This window comes from Streptomyces sp. NBC_01508 (genome assembly GCF_045040315.1).
Lineage (GTDB): Bacteria > Actinomycetota > Actinomycetes > Streptomycetales > Streptomycetaceae > Streptomyces.
This window is the reverse complement of sequence record NZ_CP109419.1, coordinates 6,031,517-6,048,813: the sequence shown is the minus strand read 5'-3', so window position 1 is coordinate 6,048,813 and position 17,297 is coordinate 6,031,517. Positions and strand designations below refer to the sequence as shown.

Here is a 17,297-nt window from a genome sequence, read left to right as displayed (position 1 = left end):
CATGGAAATCCTTGAGACCGCCCTCATGCAGCGGGCCCTGATCGCGGCCGTGCTGGTCGGCGTCATCGCGCCCGCCGTCGGCATCTACCTCGTCCAGCGGCGCCAGGCCCTGATGGGCGACGGCATCGGCCATGTCGCCATGACCGGTGTCGGTCTGGGCTTCCTGCTCTCCACCAGCCCCGTGTGGATGGCGACGGCCGTGGCGATCGTCGGCTCCATCGCGATGGAGCTGATCCGGGCGTACGGGCGCACGCGCGGCGACATCGCGCTGGCCATGCTCTTCTACGGCGGTATGGCGGGCGGCGTCCTGCTGATCAACCTCTCGCCGACCGGCTCCAACGCCAACCTCAGCTCGTATCTCTTCGGCTCGCTCGCCACGGTCTCCGAGGCCGATCTGGACGCGATCTGGATCCTGGCCGCCCTGGTGGTGCTGGTCACCGTGGGGCTGCGGCGGCAGCTGTTCGCCGTCAGCCAGGACGAGGAGTTCGCGCGGGTCACCGGGCTGCCGGTGCGCGCGCTCAACCTGCTCGTCGCCGTCACGGCCGCCGTGACCGTCACCGTCGCGATGCGGGTCGTGGGCCTGCTGCTGGTCAGCGCGCTGATGGTGGTGCCGGTCGCCGCCGCGCAGCAGATCACCCGGTCCTTCGCCGTCACCTTCGTCCTGGCGGTGGCGATCGGTACGGCGGTCACGCTGGCCGGCACGGTCACCTCGTACTACCAGGACGTCCCGCCCGGAGCGACAATTGTGTTGCTGGCCATCGGCGTCTTCCTCGTCCTGACCGTGCTCGCGACGCCACTGGCGAGACGGCGGGCACGGGCGTTGAGGTCGGCGGAGAGCGAAAACGTCCAGGAGGCGACGGACCCGGTCGGCGTTCCCGATGGTCCCGCCGTTCCCGCCATGCGCGGACCGTCGGACGGGGCGACGGCCTGACGCGAGCTGGCAGAATGGCCCGACAGATGAGCGATTCCGGGCACATGTATGGGAGGCATCCGTGACGACTGCGCCTGGCGGTGGGGCGAGCACCGCCCCGGTACGCGGCCGATCGACCCGGCAGCGTGCCGCCGTGGCCGCCGCGCTGGACGAGGTGGACGAGTTCCGCAGCGCGCAGGAGCTGCACGACATGCTGAAGCACCGCGGCGACTCGGTCGGGCTGACGACGGTCTACCGCACGCTCCAGTCGCTCGCCGACGCGGGCGATGTCGACGTGCTGCGCACGAACGACGGGGAGTCCGTCTACCGACGCTGCTCGACCGGTGATCACCACCACCATCTGGTGTGCCGGGTGTGCGGCAAGGCCGTCGAGGTCGAGGGTCCGGCCGTCGAGCAGTGGGCCGAGACGATCGCGGCCGAGCACGGCTTCGTGGCCGTGGCGCACACGGTGGAGGTCTTCGGCACCTGCGCGGAGTGCGCCGCGGGCAACGGCCCCGGAGCGGGCACGGGCGCCGGTACGTCGGCCGGTCGGGACCGGTCCGGCACCGGCCGCTGACCGGCGCGGGGCGCCGGCTGTCCCGGCCGCCCCGCCCCGTACGTCCAATCCGTACGCCCGCCGTATGTCTCCCCCGTACGCCCCCGTACGACCGATCCTACTCGCCCTCGCCCGCGTGGTTCTTCTCGCTCAACTCACCGGACTTGTCGGACTGGTTGGGCAGCGCCCCGCCGAAACGGCGGTCCCGGTGCGCGTACTCCAGACAGGCCCGCCACAGGTCCCGCCGGTCGAAGTCCGGCCACAGCACGTCCTGGAAGACCATCTCGGCGTAACTGCTCTGCCAGATCAGGTAGTTGGACGTCCGCTGCTCGCCGCTCGGCCGCAGGAAGAGATCCACGTCCGGCATGTCCGGGTAGTACAGGTACTTGGCGAAGGTCTTCTCGTTGACCTTGGACGGGTCGAGCTTTCCCGACGCCACGTCCGCCGCGAGCGCCCGCGCCGCGTCCGCGATCTCCGCGCGGCCCCCGTAGTTGACGCAGAAGTAGAGCGTCATGGCGTCGTTGTCGACGGTCTGCTCCTGCGCGACCTGGAGCTCCTGGACGACCGACTTCCACATCTTGGGCATCCGGCCGACCCAGCGGATCCGGATGCCCAGCTCGTTCATCTCGTCGCGGCGGCGGCGGATGACATCGCGGTTGAAGTTCATCAGGAAGCGCACCTCGTCGGGCGTGCGCTTCCAGTTCTCGGTGGAGAAGGCGAACAGGGAGAGGTTCTTGACGCCCATCTCCAGGCAGCCCTTGAGCACGTCCAGCACGACGCCCTCGCCGACCTTGTGGCCCTCGGTGCGCGGCAGACCGCGCTCCTTGGCCCAGCGGCCGTTGCCGTCCATGACGCACGCGACGTGCTTGGGCACCAGCTCGCCGGGGATCTTCGGCGGGACCGCACCGGAGGGGTGCGGCTCGGGGACCTTGTACTCGCGGCGGGGCCGGCCCAGGATTCCGCGTCGTGCCATGCGCTCGTGTCTCCTCGATTTTCCGTGCTGGTTCTTCACTAGTTCTTCTCTACGTATCTGAGTGAGCGCAGACCGCGCTCCAGATGCCAGTGCAGATACGCGGACACCAGCCCGCTGCCCTCCCGGACATGACGAGCCTCGCACGCGTCCGCCGTCCCCCAGTCCCCGGTCAGCAGCGCGCTGAGGAGACCGACCGCCTCGGACGACGGTACGACGCTGCCCGGCACCCGGCAGTCGCCGCATATGACCCCACCCGCCGCGACCGAGAAGAACCGGTTCGGCCCGTCGAGACCGCACTTCGCGCAGTCGTCGAAGCTCGGCGCGTACCCGTTGACCGCGAGGGAGCGCAGCAGGAAGGCGTCCAGGATCAGATGCGGGGCGTGCTCGCCGCGCGAGAGCGTGCGCAGGCCGCCGACGAGGAGCAGATACTGCTGAACCGCGGGTTCGCCCTCGTGGTCGGTGAACCGCTCGGCGGTCTCCAGCATGGCCGTACCGGCCGTGTAGCGAGGGTAGTCGGTGACGATGGCGCCGCCGTACGGGGCGATGGTCTCGCTCTGCGTACAGAGCGGCAGTCCGCGTCCGACGAGTTCGCTGCCGCGTGCGAAGAACTGCACGTCGACATGGGAGAACGGTTCGAGCCTGGCGCCGAACTTGGACTTCGTACGGCGCACTCCGCGCGCCACGGCCCGGACCCGCCCGTGGCCACGGGTGAGGAACGTGATGATGCGGTCCGCCTCACCCAGCTTCTGGGTGCGCAGCACGATGCCGTCGTCGCGGAACAGGCTCATGCGCGCCATTCTCCCGCACCGGGAAGGTGCGCGGGGCTGGCGCCCCGGTATTCGGGTCGGCCTCGATCAGCCGCCGTCCGGCGCCGTGATCCGGACGTCACCCGGGGTCACCAGCCCCGACTCGTAAGCGATGATCACCAGTTGGGCCCGGTCCCGCGCGCACAGCTTGCCCATGATGCGGCTCACATGCGTCTTGGCGGTCAGCGGGCTGAGGTCGAGCGACTCCGCGATCTCCGTGTTGGTGAGGCCGCGTGCGACGAGGGCGAGCACCTGCCGTTCGCGGGCCGACAGACAGTCGGGGCCGACGGCCGGCGAGGTGTCCGGGACACGGCTGCGCGCGCTCAGCACGCGGGCGATCAGCCGCGCCGTGGGGCCCGGGGAGAGCAGCGAGTCGCCGGCCGCCACCGTCCTGATGGCGGTGAGGAGTTCGGCCGGTCTGGTGTCCTTCACGAGGAAGCCGGACGCGCCGGCGCGCAGCGCCTCCACGACGTGGTCGTCGGTGTCGTACGTGGTGAGGACCAGCACCTTGACGCCCGTGAGGTCGTCGGCGGCGGCGATCAGCCGGGTCGCCTCGATGCCGTCCATGTCGGGCATCCGGATGTCCATGACGACGAGGTCGGCCCGTGCGGAGCGGACCAGTTCGACGGCTTCCCGGCCGGTGCCGGCCTGGCCCACGACCTCCATGTCGGCGGCGGACTCGACGAGCATCGCGAAGGCCGCCCTGACGAGGCGCTGGTCGTCGGCGAGCAGGACACGGATCATGCGACGGACTCCCGCCGGCCGCCCGGCTCGACCGCGTCGCCGGCCGGTGGCCCGGCGTCGGCCGGTGCCGCCTCCACGGCCCGTTCGCCGTGCTCCCGCAGGGGCAGCACCGCGACCACCCGGAAGCCCTCGTCGTACGGTCCCGCGTCCAGCGTGCCCCCCACGCTGCGGGCCCGCTCACGCATGCCGACGATGCCGTAGCCGGGTTCGGCGGGTGGCTCCTTGCCGCCGAGCGCGCCCCCGTTGTCGGTCACGGTGACGTGCAGGGCGTTGTCGCACGTCTCCACCAGCACCCGCACCCGTGGGGCGGGGCCCGCGTGCCGTACGGCGTTGGTGAGCGATTCCTGCACGATCCGGTACGCGGCGGCCTCGGCCACCGGCGGTACGCGTACCTCCCGCGTCCGCACCGTGAGCTGTGTCTCCGCGCCCGCCGTCCGCGCGGCCTCCACCAGGCCGGACAGCGCGGACAGATCGGGCAGGGCGCCCCAGGTGCCCTCATCGCCCTCGGCCGTCCCGGCGGCGCGCAGCACCTCCAGCGTGGTGCGCAGTTCGGAGCGTGCCTCGCGGCAGGTGTCCGAGATGCCGTCGAGCGCCTGCGTGATCGCGGCCCGGTCCAGCCGGTCGGGGTCGACGGTCAGGACGTGCGACGCCACCGACGTCTGTACGCCGATGAGCGTGATGCTGTGGGCCAGCAGGTCGTGCAGGTCCCGGGCGATCCGCAGGCGCTCCTCGGCGACGCGCCGGGCGGCCTCCTCCTCCCGGGTCCGTTCGGCGCGTTCGGCGCGTTCCACGACCGCCGCGATGTACTTGCGGTAGACCCGTACGTCCATGCCGATGACGACGACCGCGATGATCCAGCCGGACGTGCGGAGCATCTCCAGGCCCTGGTCGACGTTGACGAAGAACATCACCGCGAGCGTGAGACAGACGATGCCGACACCGAGCAGCGCGGCGCGCAGCGGCGGGCCGGTGACGGCGACGGTGTAGAGGGCGACCATCGTGGCCGGGGTGGTCGCGGCGTGCGAGTAGTCCAGTACGTGGTACGTGGCGACGAGGGGCACCATCACCAGCAGGACGGCCACCGGGTGGCGCCGCCGCCACACCAGGCACCCGGCGACGGCGGCGAACAGCGCCCAGCCGAGGACGTCGAGGGACCTGCCGGAGCCGGGCCCGGCCAGGCCGAGCAGCATGCCCAGCGCGCCGACGACCGCGGTGACCACCAGGTCCGTGCGCAGTGGGTGCGGTGCGTCGAGCGGGTCGCGGTTGAGCACCGCGAAGACGCGTTCGGCGCGCGGTCCTCTGCCGGAGGTCTCTGACACGGGTCCATCCTCTCTTGTCGCGCCCCGGCACGGTAGGCCCGTGGGCGGCGCCCGGTGCGGTACGGCTCCCTCCCCCTCGGAGCCGTACCGCACCGGAGACTCACGGCCGCTCAGACGCCGGTGCCGACCGACTCCCGCTCGCGGTCGCCGTGTTCACCGCCGCCCCGCTCCCCGGCGGGCGGCGGCGCGGCCGGCCGCTCGGACAGCGCTCCCGGCCACCAGACCTTGCGGCCGAGCAGCACGCTCGCGCTCGTCACCAGATACGTACGCACCAGGAAGGTGTCCAGCAGGACGCCCACGGCGACGAGGATGCCCATCTCGGCGAGCACCACCAGCGGCAGGGAGGCCAGGACACCGAACGTCGCGGCGAGTACGACACCGGCCGAGGCGATCACGCCGCCCGTGCTGCGCAGCGCGCTCAGCGCGGCCTCTTTCGGCTCGGCCCCCTTCAGGGCCTCTTCCCGCATCCGGTGCATCAGGAAGATGCCGTAGTCGACGCCGAGGGCGACCAGGAAGACGAACGAGAGCAGCGGAAGCCCCGGATCGACCCCGGCGAAGCCCAGCAGCGGCTCGAAGACCAGCCCGCCGATGCCCATCGCCGCACCCCACACGACCACGACGGCGACCACCAGTATCAGCGGTGCGACGAGGCTGCGCAGCAGGGCGACGAGGATCAGCAGGACGGCGAGGACGACGAGCGGGATCACGTACAGCTGGTCGCTCGCGTTGGTGTCGGCGAGGTCGAGCTGCTGCGCGCTGGGCCCGCCGACGTACGTCTCGTCGCCGAGGGCGGACCGCAGCCGCTCGATGGTGGCGGTCTCCCTCGCCGACTCGGGCGCGTCCTTCGCGAAGACGGCGATCTCGGTCCAGCCGCCGCCGCTGCGGCCCCGTTCGGCATCGGCGACGCCGGGGTCCGTACGGGCGGTGTCGAGCGCCGTGTCGGCCCCACCGGTCGGCGCCATGACGCTGATGGGCTGGGCGCTCTGCTCCGGGTAGGCGTCGGTCAGGCGTGCCATGGCGGTGACGGACTCGGGCCGGTCGACGAAGCTGTCCTCCTGCTTGAGCGCGCCGGGCAGGTTCAGCACGCCGAGGGCGAGGGCGCCGAGCAGCACCAGACCGGTGCCGAGCACGGCGACCGGCCGGCGGGCGGCCGACGTGCCCATGGCGGCGAAGAAGGAGCGGCGCTGCTTGACCTCACTGCCGTAGGCAGGGATCAGCGGCCAGAAGACGCGGCGGCCGAGGAGCACCAGGACGGCGGGGAGCAGCGTGAGCATCGCGATGAGCGCGCACACGACGCCGACGGCGGCGATCGGTCCCATGCCCCGGCTGCTGTTGAGGTCGGCGGCCATGAGGCACAGCAGGCCGGCCGCGACGGTGCCGGAGGAGGCGAGGACGGCGGGGCCGCAGCTGCGCAGCGCGGTGCGCATGGCGTCGTACGGGTGGGGTACGCGGCGCAACTCCTCGCGGTAGCGGGCGACGAGCAGCAGCGCGTAGTCGGTGCCCGCGCCGAACACGAGCACCGTCATGATGGCCGCGCTCTGGCTGGTCACGACCACGTCGAAGGCCTGCACCAGCCCGTAGACGACCGCCATGGAGCTGACGGCGGCGGCGCCGACGACGAACAGCGGCACGATCCACAGGAACGGGCTGCGGTAGGTGATGATCAGCAGAAAGGCGACGACCAGCACGGTCGCGATCATCAGGGTGCCGTCGATGGACTCGAAGACGGTCTCCATGTCGGCCATGAGCGCGCCGGCCCCGCCCACCTCGATGTCGAGCCCACCGCTTCCGCCCCCGCCGCCGTCGGTCGTGGCGACGGCGCGTACGTCCTCGACGAAGGCCTTCTGCGCTGCCTCCTTGTCGACGCCCGGCCCCTCGGGGGCGGCGCTCGCGATCGGGTACATCAGGGTCGTGCCGTCCTTCGACGGGATGCCCTTGGGCGGGGCGGTGAGCTTCTGCTCGGCCGCGATCCGTGTCAGCTGCTCCCCGGCGGTCGTCCGGTCGGCGGCCGTGAGTCCGCCGTCGCGGTGGTAGACGACGATCAGGTCGGTCGTCTCACCGCCGGGCAGCTCCTGGCGGACCTTCTCCACCTGGGTGGAGTCGGCGCTCGCCGGGAGGTAGTCGACGGCCTCGTCACGCTGTACGCCGCCGAGCTTCCCGGCGAACATGGCGGCCACGGCGATCACGATCACCCACAGCCCGACCACCGCCCAGGGCAGCAGACGTCTGCGTTTGTTCTCGGGCCCCATCGCGGGCCCCCCTTCTGCACAGCCGGTCAGAGTCTGGTCTCAGCCTCGGGCCGGGAAGGGGCGGATTCGTCGCGCGTGAGAGCGAGATGGGGGTTACTACGCCAGGTGACAGGGGCGCGCGGCTACTCCCGGGGGAGTACGCGGGCGACGTACACGGGCGAGCGGAACGGGGGCTCAGGAGGACGGCGTACGGGCCGATTCGAGCAGCCGCGCCGTGTCGTCGGCGCACAGCTGCAACGCGCCGCCGACGGTGGACAGCACGTCGCGCTCCGCCGCGCTGTACGGCCCGTCGGCGAGGGCGATCCGGGCGCCCTGGAGCAGGATCGACTCCCGCCCGGCCGCGGCGAGATGCGGGGCCAGCGGCTCCAGCGCCTCGTGCAGCTCGATGGCGAGCGCCGCCCCGCAGGGCCCCGGGTCGATCAGGAACCGCCCCGTGTCGGCGGCCAGCGCCTCCACCAGCTCCGTGAGCTGCTCCTCGGTGCAGTCCTCTATCCCGGCCGCCCTGACCGCGGAGACGGCGGTCTCCCGGACCGTACGCGCGGATGTGCCGCCCGCGGCGAGGACGGCGAGCGCGACCGTGTGCACGGCGTCGCGGAGCATCGCCGAGAAGCGGACGGTGGTGGGGTGGTCGAGGATGTCGGTGCCGAAGTGGCCGTGGCAGGCGGCGCATTCGATGACGGGGCCGGCCGGGCCGCGCGGCACCAGCGGCACTCCGAGCACGGCGAAGCGTCGACGGCCGGTGCGCCGGCGGTAGTTGCGGTCGCCTCCGCAGTCGGGGCAGAAGAACTCCCCGTCCCCGATGGTGTTCCACGCGGTGTGAATGCCGCAGATGCGCAGTTTCCTGCCGTTCGATGCCTGGTCTGACAGCACGTCGCGCACCTCCATAACGCTTCGGCAACTTTGCCGCATTGACGTGATGTTAACCACAGTGACGATGCGGCGTCATTACCTCGGCGTCAGGTCGCCACGACATGGCCGAACCCCGCCCACCGCGATCGGTGGACAGGGCTCCGGGCCGGGTGGTAAACGCTCAGGTCAGCGCGTTGCGCGGTTCACCGCGGAGACAACGGCCTTCAGCGAGGCGCGGGTGGTGTTGGCGTCAATACCGATACCCCACAGCACCTTTCCGTCGATCGCGCACTCGATGTACGAGGCGGCCTGCGCGCTCGCGCCCTCGCTCATGGTGTGTTCCGAGTAGTCCAGCAGCCGGGCGTCGACCCCGACGGCGGCCAGCGCGGCGAAGAAGGCCGAAATCGGCCCGTTGCCGGAGCCGGTGAGCACGGTGTCCTCGCCGTCCACGACGGCTTCGACGGTCAGGGTGTCCGTGCCGTCATTGTCGGTCGTGGTCTGCCCGGAACGCAGCTGGAGCCGTCCCCAACGGGCGTCGGCGTCGCCCGGGCTGGGCAGGTACTCGTCCTCGAAGGCCGACCAGATCGCCTTGGGGGTGACCTCGCCGCCCTCGGTGTCGGTCTTCGCCTGGATGATCCGCGAGAACTCGATCTGCATCCGGCGCGGCAGGTCCAGCTTGTGGTCGTTCTTCAGTACGTAGGCGATGCCGCCCTTGCCGGACTGCGAGTTGACCCGGATGACCGCCTCGTACGAACGGCCCACGTCCTTGGGATCGATCGGCAGGTACGGCACGGCCCACTCGATGTCGTCGACCGTCACGCCCCGGGCGGCGGCGTCGGCCTCCATGGCGTCGAAGCCCTTCTTGATGGCGTCCTGGTGGGAGCCGGAGAAGGCGGTGTACACGAGGTCGCCCGCGTAGGGGTGACGCGGGTGGATCTCCATCTGGTTGCAGTACTCGCTGGTGCGGCGGATCTCGTCGATCTGCGAGAAGTCGATCTGCGGGTCGACGCCTTGGGAGAACAGGTTCATGCCCAGGGTCACCAGGTCGACGTTGCCGGTGCGCTCGCCCTGGCCGAACAGACAGCCCTCGATCCGGTCGGCCCCGGCCATGAGCGCCAGCTCGGCGGCGGCGACGGCGGTGCCGCGGTCGTTGTGCGGGTGGACGGAGAGACACACGTGCTCGCGGCGGGACAGGTTCCGCGACATCCACTCGAAGCGGTCGGCGTGCGTGGACGGCGTGGACCGCTCGACCGTGGCCGGCAGGTTGAGGATGATCTCGCGGCCCTCCTCGGGCTGCCAGACGTCCATGACGCCCTCGCAGACCTCCAGGGCGAAGTCCAGCTCGGTGTCGGTGAAGATCTCCGGGCTGTACTGGTAGCCGAAGACGGTCTCCGGGCCCAGGATCTTCTCCGCGTACTCGGAGACCAGCCGCGTACCGTCCACGGCGATCTGCCTGACCTGCTCACGGGTGCCGCGGAAGACGACGCGGCGGAAGGTGGGGGCGGTGGCGTTGTACAGGTGGACGGTGGCGCGGTGGGCGCCGACGAGCGACTGGACGGTGCGCTCGATCAGCTCTTCCCTGGCCTGGGTGAGGACGGAGATGGTCACGTCCTCGGGGATGGCGCCCTCTTCGATGATCGACCGCACGAAGGCGAAGTCGGTCTCGCCGGACGACGGGAAACCGACCTCGATCTCCTTGTAGCCCATACGCACCAGCAGATCGAACATCTCGCGCTTGCGGGCGGGCGACATGGGGTCGATCAGGGCCTGGTTGCCGTCACGCAGATCGGTGGAGAGCCAGCGGGGCGCCTGGGTGACGCGGTTGTCCGGCCACGTGCGGTCGGGGATGTCCACGGCCTCGTAGCGGCCGTACTTGTGGATCGGCATCCCGGACGGCTTCTGGGTGTGCGTCGCGTTGGTGACGGGGGTGGGACGGCCGACGGCCGATCCGCTCACCGCGGGGTCGGGCATGCGCTCAGACATTGCGTGGGGCTCCTCGTGTGTCCGCTGGGACGGCCGACGGGGCGGGTAAACCGCATCACCAGACTCCGCGGGGAGGGGGTCGGCCTACGACTACGGACCCTCGCCGCGGCAGCTAAGGAGAAGCAGCCCGAAACGCATGATGTGCCGCAGCCTAACGGAGCCGCGCGGTCCTCGCGGGGCCGTATCAGTATGCGGGATCACCGGGGGCGCGGGTCAAATCCCCTCAAAACCCCCGACCCCGGGGGCTGCGCGCCTCAGAACCCGAGCTTGCGCAGCCGCACCGGGACTTTCCTGTCTGCCGCACTCGCACGGCTCGGCCCCGGGGGCCTCCCCGGCTTCGAGCGGCTGCGCCGGTCCCGCTCAGAATCCGAGCTTGCGCAGCTGCTTCGGATCGCGCTGCCAGTCCTTCGCGACCTTGACGTGCAGATCCAGGAAGACCGGGGTGCCCAGCAGGGCCTCGATGTGCTTGCGGGACTTCGTCCCGACCTCCTTGAGCCGCTTGCCCTTGGGGCCGATGATGATCCCCTTCTGGCTCGGCCGCTCGATGTAGACGTTCGCGTGGATGTCCAGCAGCGGCTTGTCCGCCGGCCGGTCCTCGCGCGGCAGCATCTCCTCGACCACGACAGCGATCGAGTGCGGCAGCTCGTCCCGTACGCCTTCGAGCGCGGCCTCACGGATCAGCTCGGCCACCATGACCATCTCGGGCTCGTCGGTGAGGTCGCCCTCCGGGTAGAGCGGCGGGCTCTCGGGCAGCAGCGGGACCAGCAGATCGGCGACCAGCTCGACCTGGTCGCCACTGACGGCCGAGACAGGGACGATCTCCGCCCACTCGAAGCCCAGCTCCTTGCCGAGCTGGTCGATCGCGATGAGCTGCTCCGCCAGGACGCGGGAGTCGACGAGGTCGGTCTTGGTGACGAGCGCGACCTTCGGCGTCTTGCGGATCCCGGCCAGCTCCTTGGCGATGAAGCGGTCACCGGGGCCGAGCTTCTGGTCGGCGGGCACGCAGAAACCGATGACGTCGACCTCGGACCAGGTGGTCCGTACGACGTCGTTCAGCCGCTCCCCGAGCAGCGTGCGCGGCTTGTGCAGACCAGGGGTGTCGACCAGGATCAGCTGCGCCTCGGGCCGGTGCACGATGCCGCGCACCGTGTGGCGCGTGGTCTGCGGCCGGCTGGAGGTGATCGCCACCTTCTGGCCGACCAGAGCGTTCGTGAGGGTGGACTTACCCGCGTTGGGGCGACCGACGAAACAGGCGAAACCGGCCCGGTGGGGGGCTCCGGTCGGTTCGGCGGAAGTCTCGGGAGACGAAGGGGTACGAGCGCTCATGCCGCCCATTCTCCCCGATCGCCCCGCCCCCGCCGACCAGTCGGCCCCCGCGACAGCCGCAGAGGGCCCCTCCGGATGCCTCAGCCGGCGGTGACGGTCAGCCGCACGGTCCCGTCGGGAGCGGCCACCAGCACGGGCGTCCCGGCGCCCCCGAGGTCTCGTACGGCGGCCCGGTCCTCGTCACTCACGACCCCCGCCTCGCTGACGACGGCGGCGGCCTCCAACGAGGTCGCGCCGCTCGCGACGGCCATCGCGACAGCGGTCCGCAGCGCGCTGAGCCTGAGGGAGTCGAGCGCCACGGTCCCGGCGGCATACGTCCGCCCGGTGTCGTCCCGCACGGCGGCCCCCTCGGGCACCCCGTTGCGGGCGCGGACACTGCGGGCCAACGTGATGATCTTGCGGTCCTCGGGATCGAGGTCGGTGCTCTGCGTCATGGACCCGAGCATAGAGAGCCGGCTCAGCCGAGCAGACAGAAGGGATGCCCCGCCGGATCCGCGAAAACCCGCCACCCGGCGGGTTCGACACGGAGCAACACGGCACCGAGACCGAGGACTTGCTCCTGTGCCCGGTCGATGTCCTCGACATCGAGATCCAGATGGAACTGCTGCGGATACTCGGCGTCCGGCCACCGCGGCGCCCGGTACCCCGCCACCCGCTGAAACGCCAGGACGAGACCGTCACCGGTGTGCAGGGTCGCGAAGTCGTCGTCCACGGCCCACGGAGGGGCGGGCTGATTCACGGCGCCGCCGAGGAGCGCCTGGTAGAACCGCGCGAGTTCCTCCGGTTCGGGGCAGTCCAGCACCACACACTGCAGTTTGCCGATCACTGGTCGATCGTCCTTCCGTCGGTCGGGGCCGCTACGCGTCGAAGTCGTACTCCAGGATGTACGACGCCGAGTCGAGAATCATCTCGTTGACCTCGACCGCCCGCCCGTCGGCGGTGAACGCCGTGCGGCAGACCAGCATGACGGGCGTCCCGGCGGACAGGGCCAGCCGCCGCGCGACTCGTCCTGGGACGGCATCCGCGAGCGGACTTCCTCCCTGAAGTGCGCGGGTTCGTGGCCGAGTTCGGCGAGGCGCGCGTAAATGCCACCGGCCCCGGTGTCCTCCCGCGTGATCGCGGACCCCGCGACGAGGGCGGCGGGCAGGTGGCTCACGGCCAGCAGCACCGGCTTCCCGTCCAGGACGAAGCGCCGACTCCGTACGCACACGGCGTCGCCCGGCGCGAGGTCCAGCACGTGGGCGACCCGTTCCGGGGCGGGCTCCTCGGTCACGGCGATCCGATCGACGACGAGGTCGCGGTCCTGGACGTCCGCCGCCCAGATCGACCGCCCGGCGCCCCACCCCTCACCCGACACCCGACCGGCGACGGCGTGCTGTGGATGCTGGGCGAGAGCCCCGACGAACCTGGCAGCTCCGGGGCGGAGTTCGATGAACTCATCACAGCCCAGCCGCCGGTCCGCTCGCCCTGCGCCGTGAAGTCTGCCCAGGTCTGCCCGCATCTGCGTCGACGGTGCACGGTCCTGCGGGCGCACTCGTTCGACCTCGTCGGAGTGCGAGGAGCCCTCTACCGTCCGGGGCGACCGGTTCCCGTCCCCTGGGACGCGGCGGGCGTGGGCTTCGGCGATCCCCGAATCCGTTGGATCCGCGCCGGGCAGTCACTCGCGCGGCTGGGCGGAACCACCGACCTCGACCTCGACCTCGACGCGCTCCGTGGAGGGCCGTCGGCGCACGCAGCGCGCCCCTTGGCTGACGGAGCGTTAGCCACCCCGAGTCCGCCGTGACATGAGAGCTTAAGATCACATGAATGGCATCCCAATAAAGCATGAAATACCCATGTCTTCTAGCTTTTGATCTCGGGTATCGTCCCGTTCCACGCGGCTCGGATATCTGACCAGGACCGGTGCCGTTGGGGGGAGAGCGGTTGCCGGGCTCCCGGGGCAGGTCTTCTGAGCGAACGAGGAAGAAGGTCATGAAGCGCATACTCATACGCTCTGGTAAGAGCCCGTTCTACGTCGCCAGTCAGCAGGAGTTCATCCAGAAGGACCTGATCGGCACAAACTCCGGGAATCTGCTCTTCAGCGACGCCGCGCACAAGATCCTGCTCACCGAGCGGACCGAGGTGACGTCCAACGGGATAGGCACCGTCGCGACGCCGGAGCGGGCGCGGCAGATCAACGAGGACTACGACGTCTTCGTCATCCCGCTGGCCAACGCCTTCCGGCCGTCCTTCAAGCCCAATCTGAACAAGCTCTCCACCCTCATCGAGCAGCTCACCATCCCCGTCGTGGTCATGGGGGTCGGCGCGCAGGTGCCCGAGGACTACGACACCGCCCGGCTCGCTCCCATCGAGTCCTCGGTCAAGCGGTTCGTCAAGGCCGTCCTGGAGAGATCCGCGTCCATCGGCGTACGCGGTGAGCTGACCGCCTCCTACCTGGAACGGCTCGGGTTCAAGCAGCACACCGAGATCATCGGCTGTCCGTCGATGTTCCTGCACGGGGACACCTTCCCCACCCCGCGCGACCCGGGCACGCTGGACGCCCACTCCCGGATCGTGATCAACATGTCGCCGGGCGCGATAGCCGTCGGCGACATGGAGGGCATGGCCCACCACGCGCTCGAACGCTTCCCGCACCTGCGGTACTACGCGCAGAACATCGCCGACGCCGAAGTCCTCTTCTGGGGCGACACCTCCGCCGTCACCGGCCCCAAGACCCGCTTCCCCCGCCGGTTGACCCACCCGCTGTTCGAGGAGAACCGGGTCAGGGTCCCGCTGGATCCCAAGACGTGGATGGACGAGCTGTCGACGTACGACTTCGTCTACGGCACCCGCATCCACGGCAACATCGCTCCGCTGCTCGCCGGCACCCCCAGCGTCGTGCTCGTCCACGACTCGCGGACCCTGGAGCTGTGCCGTTACTTCGGCATACCGCACCGGATGCTCAGCTCCACGCCCGCCGACATCCATCCGCAGGAGCTGTACGACCAGGCCGACTACAGCGAGATGGTGAACGGGCACAAGGAACGCTTCGACCGCTTCGTCGGCTTCCTCGACAGGAACGGTCTGGAGAACACCTTCACGCACGGCGACGGCGGCGCCGCCTACGAGCTGCGGCTCGGCGCCCTCGATCTGCCGCCCTCACTCGGCGTGTGGGACGGCACCGACGACGGCTCGCTGCACTACCGCTTCAGCCGGCTGCACGAGCGGCACACCGTGACCGACCGCCGTATCGAGATTCTCACCAAGAAGAACACCGAGCTCCAGAAGAAGCTCGCGTCCATGGAACGGCGGCTGTCCGATCTGGAGGGTGGCTCGCCGCTGCGGATCGGTTCGGCCGTCCGTCGTCAGGTCCGGCGCAGGCTGCGGCCCAACAGCTGAGCGCACCCGGGCTTCAGAGCCGGTCCAGCCGAAGACGCTCCGCCTTCGGCAGACCGGCCACCACCAGGTCGTAACTGTCCTCGATCAGCTCGCGCACCGTCCGCGCGGGCAGCCCGGTGACCGTGACCGTGTTCCAGTGCCGCTTGTTGAGGTGCCATCCGGGGACGATCTCCGGATGGACCGCACGCAGCCTGATCGCCTCGTCCGGATCGCACTTGAGCGAGATCTTCAACGGCTCGGCGTCCAGGGCCGTGAGCGCGAACACCTTCCCCACGACCTTGAAGACCGAACTCTCCGGGCCGAAGGGGAACTCCTCCGTCGCCGCGTTGAACTCCAGGCAGAACGAGCGCAGTTCGTCCCGCGACAGCGGACCTTCGGCAGAAGCGCTCATCGCTTCTCCGCCGGTTCCGCCGGTTCCGCGAGGACCGTCACGATCTTGTTCCGCCGACCCGCCGGGGACTCCGCCGTCAGTCGCAGCGTGCGCCCGTCCGGCAGCTCCACCAGCGCGCTGGCTCCGGCGATCGGCACCCGGCCCAGCGCCTTCGCGAGCAGACCGCCGACCGTCTCCACGTCCTCGTCGTCGAACTCGTCGAGCCCGTACAGCTCCCCGAGATCGCCGATGTCGAGCCGGGCGGTGACCCGGTAGGAGTCGGTGCCGGTCTCCTCGACGGGCGGCAGCTCACGGTCGTACTCGTCCGTGATCTCGCCGACGATCTCCTCCAGAATGTCCTCGATCGTCACGATGCCGGCCGTGCCGCCGTACTCGTCGATGACGACGGCGACGTGCTTGCGCTCCTGCTGCATTTCCCGCAGCAGATCGCCCGCGTTCTTCGTGTCCGGCACGAACGCCGCCGGGCGCATCGCCGTGGAGACCAGATCGGTCTCGGAATCACGGTTGATGTGCGTCTTCCTGACGAGGTCCTTGAGGTAGACGATGCCGACGATGTCGTCCTCGTTCTCCCCCGTGACCGGAATCCGGGAGAACCCGGAGCGCAGCGCCAGCGTCAGGGCCTGGTGGATCGTCTTGTAGCGCTCGATGCAGACCAGGTCCGTACGCGGGACCATGACCTCCCGCACCAGCGTGTCGCCGAGTTCGAAGACCGAGTGCACCATCCGGCGCTCGTCGTCCTCGATCAGCGACTCCTGCTCCGCGAGATCCACCATCGCCCGCAGCTCGGCCTCGCTCGCGAACGGTCCCTTGCGGAAGCCCTTGCCCGGTGTGAGGGCGTTGCCCAGCAGAATCAGCAGCTGCGGAACGGGGCCCATGATCCGGGCCAGCGGGAGCAGCACGTACGCCGCGACGGTCGCCGTGTTCAGCGGGTGCTGGCGGCCGATGGTGCGCGGTGAGACGCCGACGGCGACGTAACTCACCAGGACCATCACGCCGATCGCGACGAGCAGCGCGGCCCAGGTGTCGGAGAACTCCTCCAGGCAGACGTACGTCACCAGCACCCCGGCCGCCATCTCGCACGCGACCCGCACCAGCAGCGCCACGTTGAGATAGCGCGTGGGGTCGGCGGCGATCTGCGCCAGTTTGTCGGCGCCGCGCCGCCCGGAGCGCTCTGCCTCGGCGGCGCGGAAGGTGGAGACGCGGGCGAGCCCCGCCTCCGCGCAGGCCGCCAGCCAGGCGACGACGACCAGCGCGACCGCCCCGATGATCAGTTGCGTGATCACGAGACGGTCGGCGCGGGAGAGGGACCGGTGAGGCCCTGCTCGGCCCGCCAGCCGTCCACGATGGCCGCCTGGAGGCCGAACATCTCGGCCTTCTCGTCCGGCTCCTCGTGGTCGTACCCGAGGAGGTGCAGCACGCCGTGCACGGTGAGGAGTTGAAGCTCCTCGTCCATGGAGTGCCGCGTCGGCGCCTCCTCGCCCTGGGTCTTCGCGACCTCCGGGCAGAGCACGACGTCACCGAGGAGCCCCTGCGGGGGCTCCTCGTCGTCCTTCACCGGCGGACGCAGCTCGTCCATCGGGAAGGACATGACATCGGTCGGACCGGGGAGGTCCATCCACTGCATGTGCAGCTGCTCCATGGCGGCGGAGTCCACCACGATCACCGACAGCTCGGAGAGGGGGTGGATACGCATCCGGGTGAGCGCGTAGCGGGCGGCCCCGAGGATCGCCTGCTCGTCGACCTCGGTGCCTGACTCGTTGTTGACGTCGATCGACATGGTGCGGTGTGACTCTCCCCGATAGGTGCCGCTGGG

Annotated in this window: 16 protein-coding genes and 1 pseudogene; 3 read left to right on the top strand and 14 right to left on the bottom strand. The window is 70.4% G+C overall.

All coding sequences use genetic code 11. The features are described from left to right. Position 1 precedes the first annotated feature (1 nt). Together OG700_RS28020 and OG700_RS28015 are read left to right on the top strand one after the other, a co-directional pair. Entirely contained in the window at positions 2 to 931 is a 930-nt protein-coding gene (locus OG700_RS28020; protein ID WP_405618264.1) for a metal ABC transporter permease, read from the top strand. Between the two features lie 61 nt (positions 932 to 992). Beyond that, a complete protein-coding gene (locus OG700_RS28015; protein WP_405618262.1) occupies positions 993 to 1,487 on the top strand; it encodes a Fur family transcriptional regulator in 495 nt (164 codons plus the stop codon). A gap of 97 nt (positions 1,488 to 1,584) precedes the next feature. Here OG700_RS28015 and OG700_RS28010 read toward each other — a convergent pair whose 3' ends face one another. The 11 genes and pseudogenes from OG700_RS28010 to OG700_RS27960 form a co-directional block, all read right to left on the bottom strand. Further along, a complete protein-coding gene (locus tag OG700_RS28010; RefSeq protein ID WP_405618260.1) occupies positions 1,585 to 2,439 on the bottom strand; it encodes an isoprenyl transferase in 855 nt (284 codons plus the stop codon). Positions 2,440 to 2,477: 38 nt separating this feature from the next. Then, positions 2,478 to 3,227 (bottom strand): DNA repair protein RecO, encoded by a 750-nt coding sequence (gene recO, locus OG700_RS28005; protein WP_382567880.1) that lies wholly within the window; start codon positions 3,225 to 3,227, stop codon positions 2,478 to 2,480. A 66-nt stretch (positions 3,228 to 3,293) separates the two neighbouring features. After that, positions 3,294 to 3,989, bottom strand: a complete 696-nt coding sequence (locus OG700_RS28000) for a response regulator (protein WP_405618258.1) — start codon at positions 3,987 to 3,989, stop codon at positions 3,294 to 3,296. After that, positions 3,986 to 5,308 carry a sensor histidine kinase gene (locus tag OG700_RS27995; RefSeq protein WP_405618255.1) on the bottom strand — a complete coding sequence of 441 codons (1,323 nt, stop codon included), beginning with the start codon at positions 5,306 to 5,308 and terminating at the stop codon, positions 3,986 to 3,988. Before OG700_RS27995 ends, OG700_RS28000 begins: the two co-directional genes overlap by 4 nt. A gap of 110 nt (positions 5,309 to 5,418) precedes the next feature. Next, entirely contained in the window at positions 5,419 to 7,557 is a 2,139-nt protein-coding gene (locus OG700_RS27990; RefSeq protein WP_405618253.1) for an MMPL family transporter, read from the bottom strand. Between the two features lie 174 nt (positions 7,558 to 7,731). Continuing rightward, positions 7,732 to 8,442: a TerB family tellurite resistance protein gene (locus tag OG700_RS27985; RefSeq protein ID WP_405618251.1), complete on the bottom strand. Its 711-nt coding sequence runs from the start codon at positions 8,440 to 8,442 to the stop codon at positions 7,732 to 7,734. Between the two features lie 150 nt (positions 8,443 to 8,592). Beyond that, positions 8,593 to 10,389, bottom strand: coding sequence for a 2-isopropylmalate synthase (gene leuA, locus OG700_RS27980; protein WP_405618249.1), 1,797 nt, complete (start codon positions 10,387 to 10,389; stop codon positions 8,593 to 8,595). Positions 10,390 to 10,749: 360 nt separating this feature from the next. Then, the gene (gene era / locus OG700_RS27975) at positions 10,750 to 11,724 is read right to left on the bottom strand and encodes a GTPase Era (RefSeq protein ID WP_405618247.1); all 975 of its coding nucleotides are present in this window, start codon (positions 11,722 to 11,724) and stop codon (positions 10,750 to 10,752) included. A 71-nt stretch (positions 11,725 to 11,795) separates the two neighbouring features. After that, positions 11,796 to 12,149, bottom strand: a complete 354-nt coding sequence (locus OG700_RS27970; RefSeq protein WP_405618245.1) for a cytidine deaminase — start codon at positions 12,147 to 12,149, stop codon at positions 11,796 to 11,798. Between the two features lie 23 nt (positions 12,150 to 12,172). Further along, on the bottom strand, positions 12,173 to 12,541 hold the full coding sequence (locus OG700_RS27965; protein WP_405618243.1) for a VOC family protein: 369 nt from the start codon (positions 12,539 to 12,541) through the stop codon (positions 12,173 to 12,175). A 31-nt stretch (positions 12,542 to 12,572) separates the two neighbouring features. Beyond that, positions 12,573 to 13,342: pseudogene (locus OG700_RS27960) on the bottom strand (GntR family transcriptional regulator). 344 nt (positions 13,343 to 13,686) lie between these two features. Between OG700_RS27960 and OG700_RS27955 the strand changes: the two are divergent. Next, positions 13,687 to 15,093: a polysaccharide pyruvyl transferase family protein gene (locus OG700_RS27955; RefSeq protein ID WP_405618241.1), complete on the top strand. Its 1,407-nt coding sequence runs from the start codon at positions 13,687 to 13,689 to the stop codon at positions 15,091 to 15,093. A gap of 13 nt (positions 15,094 to 15,106) precedes the next feature. On the opposite strand, the gene OG700_RS27950 is transcribed toward OG700_RS27955, so the two are convergent. Genes OG700_RS27950 through ybeY form a run of 3 tightly spaced genes read right to left on the bottom strand, consistent with a single transcriptional unit; the run spans position 15,107 to position 17,261 of the window. After that, on the bottom strand, positions 15,107 to 15,484 hold the full coding sequence (locus OG700_RS27950) for an MmcQ/YjbR family DNA-binding protein (RefSeq protein ID WP_405618239.1): 378 nt from the start codon (positions 15,482 to 15,484) through the stop codon (positions 15,107 to 15,109). Then, entirely contained in the window at positions 15,481 to 16,767 is a 1,287-nt protein-coding gene (locus OG700_RS27945; RefSeq protein ID WP_405618236.1) for a hemolysin family protein, read from the bottom strand. The genes OG700_RS27950 and OG700_RS27945 overlap by 4 nt, the downstream gene beginning before the upstream one ends. Next, entirely contained in the window at positions 16,764 to 17,261 is a 498-nt protein-coding gene (gene ybeY / locus OG700_RS27940) for an rRNA maturation RNase YbeY (protein ID WP_147872981.1), read from the bottom strand. Before ybeY ends, OG700_RS27945 begins: the two co-directional genes overlap by 4 nt. Positions 17,262 to 17,297: the final 36 nt, after the last annotated feature.

What these genes read in the sequence shown, in the direction of transcription:
- OG700_RS28020 (WP_405618264.1), top strand. Translation starts at nt 2, where the DNA reads ATGGAAATCCTTGAGACCGCCCTCATGCAGCGGGCCCTGATCGCGGCC.
- OG700_RS28010 (WP_405618260.1), bottom strand. Translation starts at nt 2,439, where the DNA reads ATGGCACGACGCGGAATCCTGGGCCGGCCCCGCCGCGAGTACAAGGTC.
- recO (WP_382567880.1), bottom strand. Translation starts at nt 3,227, where the DNA reads ATGAGCCTGTTCCGCGACGACGGCATCGTGCTGCGCACCCAGAAGCTG.
- OG700_RS28000 (WP_405618258.1), bottom strand. Translation starts at nt 3,989, where the DNA reads ATGATCCGTGTCCTGCTCGCCGACGACCAGCGCCTCGTCAGGGCGGCC.
- OG700_RS27990 (WP_405618253.1), bottom strand. Translation starts at nt 7,557, where the DNA reads ATGGGGCCCGAGAACAAACGCAGACGTCTGCTGCCCTGGGCGGTGGTC.
- OG700_RS27985 (WP_405618251.1), bottom strand. Translation starts at nt 8,442, where the DNA reads ATGGAGGTGCGCGACGTGCTGTCAGACCAGGCATCGAACGGCAGGAAA.
- leuA (WP_405618249.1), bottom strand. Translation starts at nt 10,389, where the DNA reads ATGTCTGAGCGCATGCCCGACCCCGCGGTGAGCGGATCGGCCGTCGGC.
- era (WP_405618247.1), bottom strand. Translation starts at nt 11,724, where the DNA reads ATGGGCGGCATGAGCGCTCGTACCCCTTCGTCTCCCGAGACTTCCGCC.
- OG700_RS27970 (WP_405618245.1), bottom strand. Translation starts at nt 12,149, where the DNA reads ATGACGCAGAGCACCGACCTCGATCCCGAGGACCGCAAGATCATCACG.
- OG700_RS27955 (WP_405618241.1), top strand. Translation starts at nt 13,687, where the DNA reads ATGAAGCGCATACTCATACGCTCTGGTAAGAGCCCGTTCTACGTCGCC.
- OG700_RS27950 (WP_405618239.1), bottom strand. Translation starts at nt 15,484, where the DNA reads ATGAGCGCTTCTGCCGAAGGTCCGCTGTCGCGGGACGAACTGCGCTCG.
- ybeY (WP_147872981.1), bottom strand. Translation starts at nt 17,261, where the DNA reads ATGTCGATCGACGTCAACAACGAGTCAGGCACCGAGGTCGACGAGCAG.